We start from the raw sequence: 8,015 nt of genomic DNA, 5'->3' as shown, positions 1-8,015 counted from the left end.
AGAAAACGGCTCAATCTCTTGGGTTTGAGCTCGTTGCTAAACCTCTGCAGTTAGATTGAGTTTCTGAGGAGGACTTTCGCTATGAGACAGGGATTTCAATCCCTGTCGGACTCTCGGACTCACTCGCGGACTAACTACTGACTGCTGACTACTAACGCAAACGAGTGCCGCCACCCGGTTGCAAACCCGGAATTCCACCCGACGATGGATTTTGGGATCTAGGCCGCGATCCGGGCGGGAAAGTAAGCAGCACTTTTTCATTTCCTTTCAAACCCGATCGCACTTCCGTCTTGTCATCCACCGTCATACCAGTCTTAATCGGCATAAAAGCAGGTTTGCCATCTTCTCCACCGGGAACAAAAACCCCCGTTTCCCTTTGTTGGCGGACAATTGCTGCAGTCGGAACTACCAAAACATTTTTAAGTTCACCGGCTTTAAATTCCACATTCACATTCATACCCGATCGCAGCATTTGTTTATCGTCATTAATAATTGCCGCTTTAACCTCAAAACTTGTCACATTTTGCAGGACGATCGACTGAGGCGAAATTTGAGTGATTTTACCTGCAAAAGTCTTTCCCGCAAAAGCATCGGCCTGAATAGATGCAGCCTGGCCGATCTTAATCTGAGAAATATTAGTTTCTGCTACGTTTGCTACTAATTGATTTTTTGAAGCTAAGGACAAAATCGAAGAAGAAGTCGCCGAAGAAACCGCACTACCTGCAGTCGTGGGAGTCACAAAAGCGCCCGGATCGGCGTACTTGCGGGTGACAGTGCCGGTGAAAGGAGCCCGCAGCACAGTGTCGTCGATCTGCGCTTGAACGCTTTGCAGGCTGCCTCTAGCGGCGAGAACTTGGGCGCGGGCTTGGGCGATGTCTTCGGGGCGGGAACCTGCTTCTAGCAGCGCCAAAGCTTGCTGTTTTTGCTCGACGGCGGCTTGCCCCGCAGCGATGTCTTCCGACCGTGCGCCCGATCGCGCCAGGGCCAAAGCTTGCCGTTTTTGCTCGACAGCGGCCCGCGCCGCAGCGATTTCTTCGGGGCGTGCGCCCGATCGGGCTAGGGTCAAAGCTTGCCGTTTTTGCTCGACAGCAGCCCGCGCAGAAGCGATTTCTTCAGGGCGAGTACCCGCTTGCAGCAAAGCTACAGCTTGTTCGGCTTGCCTGACTTGCGTTTGAGCTCGATCGCGCGCGGTGCGGGAGTTGTTCGCAACTTGCAAAGCAAGGGCTCCGGCATTATAGAGTTCCTGATTTCTCTGAAAGTCTTCCTCTGCTTGGTTTTTGGCGTATTCGGCATCTCTGAGTTTGGCAATTGCTTGGGCGATGTCTTCAGGGCGATTGCCCTTGAGCAATTTTTGTAAATTTGCCTGTTGTTCAGCTAGTTGTGCCTCCGCTACGGCAATATCCTGGCTTCGATTGCCGTTGAGCAATTTTTGTAAATTTGCCTGTTGTTCAGCTAGTTGTGCCTCAGCTACAGCAATGTCTTGGGTTCGATTGCCGTTGAGCAATTTTTCCAGACTTGCCTGTTGTTCTGCTAACACTGCCTTAGCCACAGCAATGTCCTGGGTTCGAGTGCCGTTGAGCAATTTTTGCAGGTTTGCTTCGGCGGCTGCGAGTTGTCCGCGAGTTTGGGTAAGTTGTCCTTGGAGGTTGGAGTCGTCCATGTAGGCGAGAATCTGCCCTTGTTCAACCTTATCTCCTTCCTTGACAAGCAAACTTTTGAGCATTCCTGAAGTTTTGGGGCTGACGTTAACGGAACGTTCGGGCACAATTGTGCCGTTTGCCGAAATTGTAATCGGCAGGTTCACCCTTTCGACAGCAACGGTTTTTTCCCTGCGTCTGGTTTCGCGGCTGGATTTGACTGTGAGTTGGCTGTAAGCTGTGTAGCCTACTCCTGCAAGCAGGGAAGCGGCAAGCAGCCCGCTAACCCACGGAGTCAGCTCTTTTTTTATCTGAAAGTGCTTTACTAAGTACATATAAATTAGACATATCGGGCGTCTGTTCAATTTAGACCGCTCCGGAACAGAAAACGTTCAATTATGATATTTTTAGTTAGGAGCGATCGTTTGCCGCTCAAATCAACCGTTATGCGACAAGTCCTCTATGGGGGTGTGGCGGGAAGCCGATCTTGATAAGCACCTTCTTTGTGGTTGATTCAGAAGCGTTTAGAACGGCACCACAATCGTGGGAGGTATGATTTTGATCGAGCTCAAGATATTTACTGCGAAAATACGAATCTAGTTGGTAGAGACTATACTCGAAAATCATAGGAGGTTAGAGCAATGGATCAGCATCATCGATACTTGCGAATCGCCCTTGTTGTTGTCGGAATTGCCTTTCTGCTTGTCTATCCACTGATGAAGGTTTGGTCGTCTGGCTGGTCGTGGCAACCAGGCCAATACGAATACGAACAGATGATCGTCGGCATTTATGCGACGCTTGGTGTCTTTTTGCTGTGGGCTTCTCGAAAACCAGAAACGCATCTCAGCTTAATCTGGTTCACCGTCTGGTCGAGTGTTGTCCACGGGCTGATCATGGCGGTACACGCAGTGATTGATTCTGCGGAACGCGGACACCTCCTCGGCGATGTTCCAGCATTGATTTTGGTGGCAATTGTCCTTGGTTTCCTAGCGTCACGCGAAGTGGTGCCAAGTGAATGAATGGGCGCGGCAGAACACATCAAATGCCGGAGAAAAACGAAAGCCCGGGGTGCTGAGTTAAGGACTCTACTGCCGCTGATTTGAGCCGTTCGATCGCTCCGGGGTGCATTTTCTCGATTCGTACTAATCGCTGCTAAGTCAGCAAGATGTATCTCACCCCACTCGTAATATCAATTCCGGTTGCACCGGAATTATGGTTGACTGTTGACTGTTGACTGTTAACGGGCGGGTCGGAAAACTGAATGATAGTTGAGTATTGACTGTTGATTCGATTTTACGCCCGACTCCGGAAGCGCGGATTTGATATAAAGCGTGGTGATCGGCTCAAGAAAATTTTAGCTAATGATGTTAGTGAATATAGCAATTCTTGCAGGAGTCGTAAATTTTTGACCCCACCCCAACCCTCCCCGAACCCGCAGTTCGGGAGTAAGAGATTCACAAATGATTTAGGATTGCTATAGTCAACTAACCAATTAGCTACAGGAGAAACCTCATGGCTGTATATTTAATCGCAGACGTTAAAGTTACCGATGATGCCTGGATTCCTGACTACGCAGCAAATGTTCACGATATCGTACATAATCATGGGGGGAAATACCTTTCCCGCAGTGGCAATATTACGACTATTGAAGGCGAGGAACTAGAAACAACGCTGGTTGCCTTGGTGGAATTTCCTTCTATGGAGGCAGTGCAAGCGTTTGTTAACGATCCAGCCTATGCAAAATATCGTCAAGCTCGGCAGGCTGGTAGTATCGGCAGGCTCCATGTAATCGATGATACCGATGTCGCAGGAACCATACCCTATTTACCAAAAGGTTAATATCGTCAATTCTATGGTGTATTGTGAAGACCCATTTGGCAATATTGTCGAGATTTATAGCCACAGCTACGAATTGACATATTCTGCTGGAGCTTATATGATGTTCGGGCGATCGCATCGATCGAACTTTTGAAAAGTTCGATCGCCAATTTCCTCAACAAACAGCCGCTACACCCAACTCTGCAATCGCCGCCTCCGGGCCCACCAAAGAAATATACGGTTCTACAAAATATTTCTTAGCAGCATCCCGCGCTTCTGAAGCTGTCACCTGTGCAATTTCTTCTTGAAACTGCTGGTCAAATTTAATTCCCAATCCCAAAATTTCGTACCAACCTAAAACTTGGGCAATTTGAGAATTAGTTTGTTTTCCTAAAGCATATTGACCGAGCATTTTATTCTTGCAAGCTTGCAATTCTTCCTCGCTTAGTTCGGTGTTGGCGAGTCGATCGACTTCTGCGCGCAATCCTTCAAAAGCAGTCGCCGTATTTTCGGGCGCCGTACCCATGTACGCGACAAACTGAGCCGTGTCTAAGCGCGTCGCGTAGAGCGCGGAAACGTCGTAAGCCAAGCCCCGCTTTTCCCGCAATTCCACAAACAATCGGCTCGACAAACCGTTACCCAAATAAGTATTCAGCAATTTAATCGCTGCGTAGTCGGGATTTTTGACAGAGGGTGCGAGGTAGCCCAGCATAATCACTGATTGCTGCGTATCTTGCGCCGTAACGACCGATTGAGGTGAGGGGTAGAGAGGGGGGACGGTTAAAGTTGGCAGGGGTGTTAAAGGCGCTTTCCAGTCTCCAAAAGTTCGATCGATCAGCGCGATCGCATCTTCGGTGGAGATTCTGCCGGCTATAGAAATAACTGCATTATCGGGACGGAAATAGGTTTTGTGGAACTGTTCGAGCTCGTTTCTGGTGAGCTTTGACATCGTAGCTTCCGTGCCCAAGGGAGAGAAAGCATAGGGATGTTCCTGGTACATCGAGTGCCGCAATTGCTCGAAGGCGATCGCAAATGGCTGTTCTTGCTGCGATCGAATTGCTGATATGGCAATGCGGCGTTCGAGTTCGACTTCAGCTTCCGGGAAAGTGGGCGATCGCGTCAATTGCGCCGCCAACTCCAAAATCTCCTCAAAATCTGCAGAAACCGTCTTCAAACTCACTAAAAAATAGTCTGTAGTAGAGTCGGCACTCAACCTCGCTCCCACCGATTCTACACGCTCGGCAATTTCCAGCGAAGACAGCCGATCGGTTCCCTTAGTCATTACCGCCGACAGCAAGTGACACAATCCTGCTTGTTCCGGCTGCACGTAGCGACTGCCGGCCCGCAGGAATATCCTAGCTGCAATAATATCTGCTGCTGGATTTTCTGCTGCTAAGACAACAATACCGTTGTCTAAAACCGTGCGCTGGATTTCATTTTTCATTGAATTCTTTGTTAACTGTTGACTGTTGACTGTTGGCTGTTGACTGTTCGCTGTTGATTGTTGACCACAGTAACAGATACATTTAACCCGGTAAATCTAGGAATCCACCTAAATCTACTTTGTATGACATATGCTTAATATGCCTAAAACGATGATGACTTAATGTAACCATCGCTCTTGCTATTTTAGCTGCAAGTCTTCTCTTACCTTTTTTCAATTAACAGTCAACCGTCAACCGTCAACCGTTATTAGATTGGTTTGAGTACCACGGCTGTATAGCGTCGGGGAGAGAGATATTGTTGAGCTAGGCGCTGGAGGTCTAAAGGCCCAAATGCTTTAATCCTGGTGGGATAGCTGAGCGCTAATTCCGCAGTGGCGATCGTATTGTAATATCCGTAAAGACCGGCGAGCTGTCCCGGCGTTTCGAGGGAGAAAGCAAAATCGTTGCACAGCAAACGCTGACAGCGGAGCAATTCTACCTCGGAAACCGGCTCAGACTGCAATTGCCAAAGTCGATCGCAAATCCGAGATTCCACCTGTTCGACATCCTTGGCTTCCAAGACTGCACTGATAGTAAATAAACTCGATTCCCGTTGCAGCGAGAAAGTGCTGTCGATCGCCTCTACTAATTGTAATTCTTCCCGCAGTTCCCTGACTAAACGCGAAGTCCGCCCGTCTGCGAGCAACACCGACAGTAAATCCAAGCCGCAAGCACTTTGCAAATGTTCAACTCCCGGGCCCGTCCAGGCCATCATCAGCCGCGCTTGTTCCAATCGGGGGAGGCCCAATTCCTGACGGCGAATTTCTATCAGTGGCGGTTCCGCCTCTGCGGTTAATTTGGGACAATCCCACCTGTCTGAAAACTGCTCGAATGCTTTCGCCGTGATATCCCTAGCCTGTTCTTCATCAATTCCCCCGACTACCACCACAGTCATATTTTCCGGCTGATAGTGCGATCGGTGGAAACAGCGCATTTCGTGGGGAGTTCGCGACATCAGCAGCTCTTCCGTGCCGAGTACCGATCGCCTGTAGGGATGCCGCTGGTAAACTGTTTCCATCATGGCTTGGAAACCCAGCCAATCGGGATTGTCTTGAGCTTGACGGATTTCTTCGAGTACCACATCTCGCTCGCGATCGAATTCCCGATCCGGAATCGAAGCCCGCAACAGCAATTCTGCCAGCGGCTGGGCTGTTTCTGCTAAATAATCGGCTGCTGCGTTAACAAAAAAATGCGCGTAGTCGTGACTTGTAGCTGCGTTGGCGACACCGCCGCGATTTTCGATTACTTGGTCAAATTCTCCAGGGGCGATCGAATCCGTCCCTTTAAATATCATGTGTTCTAGAAAATGAGCCATTCCCGACCAAGAATCCGGCTCCAGCGTAGCGCCAGCCCTTACCCACACGTCTAGCGCGACCACCGGTGTGGCCGAAATCCGCTGGTGAATGACCGTTAACCCATTATTCAGCTTCCAGACATTGGCTGGGAACTCTAAAGCAGTGAGCAGTTGAGACAAGCTAGTTATTCTTAAACTTTAGTTAACTTCGGCTGCAACCATGGTAGCGCCTTCCAGCTATGCGATCGGGATTAATTGATACAAAAGTCAGTCTTCTGTTGGCAGTTGTCAGTTGACTGCTGGCAGTTAGCGCTTGGCAGTTGTCAGTTGGCGGTTGTTATTAAGGGTAATTTTTGCTTTTTTCAAAAACGACCTTAGCATTAATTAACTATCATTTCTTGGTTTAAAAGTCAATAGGTTGCGCGGGATATTAATGAATCAGTCGGGAGAAAGAGGATGTTATCAGAATATATCAATAAATTAAGAGATGTAAGAACACTAAAGACATTGAGAGGAGAAACGACAGATGGTAGCTACCCTAGAAGATACCAAGCGCCAAGCGATCGCCACTAAATTAGCAGACATGAAAGCGCTGCAAAACCTGTTGATCGCTAACGAGCAATTGTTCATCAATTCCTGCAACGACTCCGAACTAGCCCAGCGCTTCCGAGATATGCTCGAAGACGATCGCAAAAACTTGGGCGTATTAGAAACTACGATCGTGCAATACGGCATTCAAGCCGAACCCAAAGAAACCAGCACAAAAATGATTGAAGAAGTTCAGAAACTCATGCAAGGTTCTGAACTCACATTGTTTGAAAAAGTCAGCCAGCACGAACTGCTCAAACACAAACAAACAATGGCCGGTTTGTTAATTCACAAAGCTGCTCAAGTAGTCGGCGCTGACATCGAAGCTGCCATTACCCCCCTCAACACAGTTAACTTTGAGAACCGCGCTCACCAAGAACAACTCAAAGGAGTTCTCGAAATTTTAGGCGTGCGCGAACTGACCGGCAAAGACCCCGACCAAGGCGTTTGGGCTCGCGTACAAGATGCAATGGCAGCAATGACCGGCATCATCGGCGGTGCAGTTACCCGCAGCAAAGATGAGATGAACATCACCGAAATCATCTCAATGGATCACCGCAAAGCCGATACCCTATTTATGGAAATCGCAAGCACCGACGATCCTCAAAAACTACAAGAATTCTTCGGTCAACTTTACAAAGACCTCAGCGTTCACGCCGAAGCCGAAGAACAAGTTGTTTACCCAGCAATTCGCAGCTACTACAGCAACACTCAAGAACTTTACGACGAGCAAGCAGAAATGAAGCAAATGCTCGCCAAGATTAAGTCAATGAACCCGAGTTCTCCTGAGTTCAAAGCCCAAATCAAACAGCTCCAAACAGCAGTTCAGGATCACGTAAAAGAAGAAGAAAACGATATGTTCCCTCAAATTCGCCGCAACTTGAGCGAAGCACAAATGGAACAAATGGCTACTCAATTCAAAGCAGCCAAAAGCACCATCCAGCAAGAAATGGCTAACCTGAGCTAATTCAGCAGGGAGCTAATTGTAGCTCTAGCTGAGCTCAAAACTAGCTAAACTGCAACCTATCAATCCCGCTACCCACGTAGCGGGATTACTGTTTTGTGTAAACTCATTTGTGTAAATTCACCAATGTTCAAAAACTAATATCAAATCTGTTATAGCAATCCTAAATGATTTTCTAGACCTAGAGCAATCCTAATTAATTTTTTCCGTGCAATTATATTTATGTATTT

General features: G+C 48.2%; 6 protein-coding genes. 3 read left to right on the top strand and 3 right to left on the bottom strand.

All coding sequences use genetic code 11. The features are described 5' to 3' along the window. Nucleotides 1-151 precede the first annotated feature (151 nt). Complete coding sequence (locus tag QUA33_RS26995; RefSeq protein ID WP_333152695.1) at nucleotides 152-1,972, bottom strand: efflux RND transporter periplasmic adaptor subunit; 1,821 nt, start codon at nucleotides 1,970-1,972, stop codon at nucleotides 152-154. A gap of 306 nt (nucleotides 1,973-2,278) precedes the next feature. Here QUA33_RS26995 and QUA33_RS26990 point away from each other — a divergent pair, with 306 nt between their 5' ends. Beyond that, nucleotides 2,279-2,656, top strand: a complete 378-nt coding sequence (locus QUA33_RS26990) for a DUF6632 domain-containing protein (RefSeq protein WP_333036129.1) — start codon at nucleotides 2,279-2,281, stop codon at nucleotides 2,654-2,656. Between the two features lie 493 nt (nucleotides 2,657-3,149). Next, nucleotides 3,150-3,476, top strand: coding sequence for a DUF1330 domain-containing protein (locus tag QUA33_RS26985; protein WP_333152693.1), 327 nt, complete (start codon nucleotides 3,150-3,152; stop codon nucleotides 3,474-3,476). 154 nt (nucleotides 3,477-3,630) lie between these two features. Here QUA33_RS26985 and QUA33_RS26980 read toward each other — a convergent pair whose 3' ends face one another. Both QUA33_RS26980 and QUA33_RS26975 read right to left on the bottom strand, forming a co-directional pair. Further along, nucleotides 3,631-4,899 carry a pitrilysin family protein gene (locus QUA33_RS26980; RefSeq protein WP_333152691.1) on the bottom strand — a complete coding sequence of 423 codons (1,269 nt, stop codon included), beginning with the start codon at nucleotides 4,897-4,899 and terminating at the stop codon, nucleotides 3,631-3,633. Between the two features lie 248 nt (nucleotides 4,900-5,147). Beyond that, entirely contained in the window at nucleotides 5,148-6,413 is a 1,266-nt protein-coding gene (locus QUA33_RS26975; protein WP_333152688.1) for a pitrilysin family protein, read from the bottom strand. A gap of 346 nt (nucleotides 6,414-6,759) precedes the next feature. Here QUA33_RS26975 and QUA33_RS26970 point away from each other — a divergent pair, with 346 nt between their 5' ends. After that, complete coding sequence (locus tag QUA33_RS26970) at nucleotides 6,760-7,788, top strand: hemerythrin domain-containing protein (protein ID WP_333152686.1); 1,029 nt, start codon at nucleotides 6,760-6,762, stop codon at nucleotides 7,786-7,788. The last annotated feature ends 227 nt before the right edge of the window (nucleotides 7,789-8,015 follow it).

It is taken from the genome of Microcoleus sp. Pol14D4 (assembly GCF_036701245.1).
In the GTDB taxonomy this organism is placed as follows: domain Bacteria; phylum Cyanobacteriota; class Cyanobacteriia; order Cyanobacteriales; family Microcoleaceae; genus Microcoleus.
The sequence above is the reverse complement of the archived record's forward strand: the minus strand, read 5'-3'. Positions and strand labels throughout refer to the sequence as shown.

Excerpts from the sequence above, each read along its gene's own strand:
- QUA33_RS26995 (WP_333152695.1), bottom strand. The coding sequence starts at position 1,972 with ATGTACTTAGTAAAGCACTTTCAGATAAAAAAAGAGCTGACTCCGTGG.
- QUA33_RS26990 (WP_333036129.1), top strand. The coding sequence starts at position 2,279 with ATGGATCAGCATCATCGATACTTGCGAATCGCCCTTGTTGTTGTCGGA.
- QUA33_RS26985 (WP_333152693.1), top strand. The coding sequence starts at position 3,150 with ATGGCTGTATATTTAATCGCAGACGTTAAAGTTACCGATGATGCCTGG.
- QUA33_RS26980 (WP_333152691.1), bottom strand. The coding sequence starts at position 4,899 with ATGAAAAATGAAATCCAGCGCACGGTTTTAGACAACGGTATTGTTGTC.
- QUA33_RS26970 (WP_333152686.1), top strand. The coding sequence starts at position 6,760 with ATGGTAGCTACCCTAGAAGATACCAAGCGCCAAGCGATCGCCACTAAA.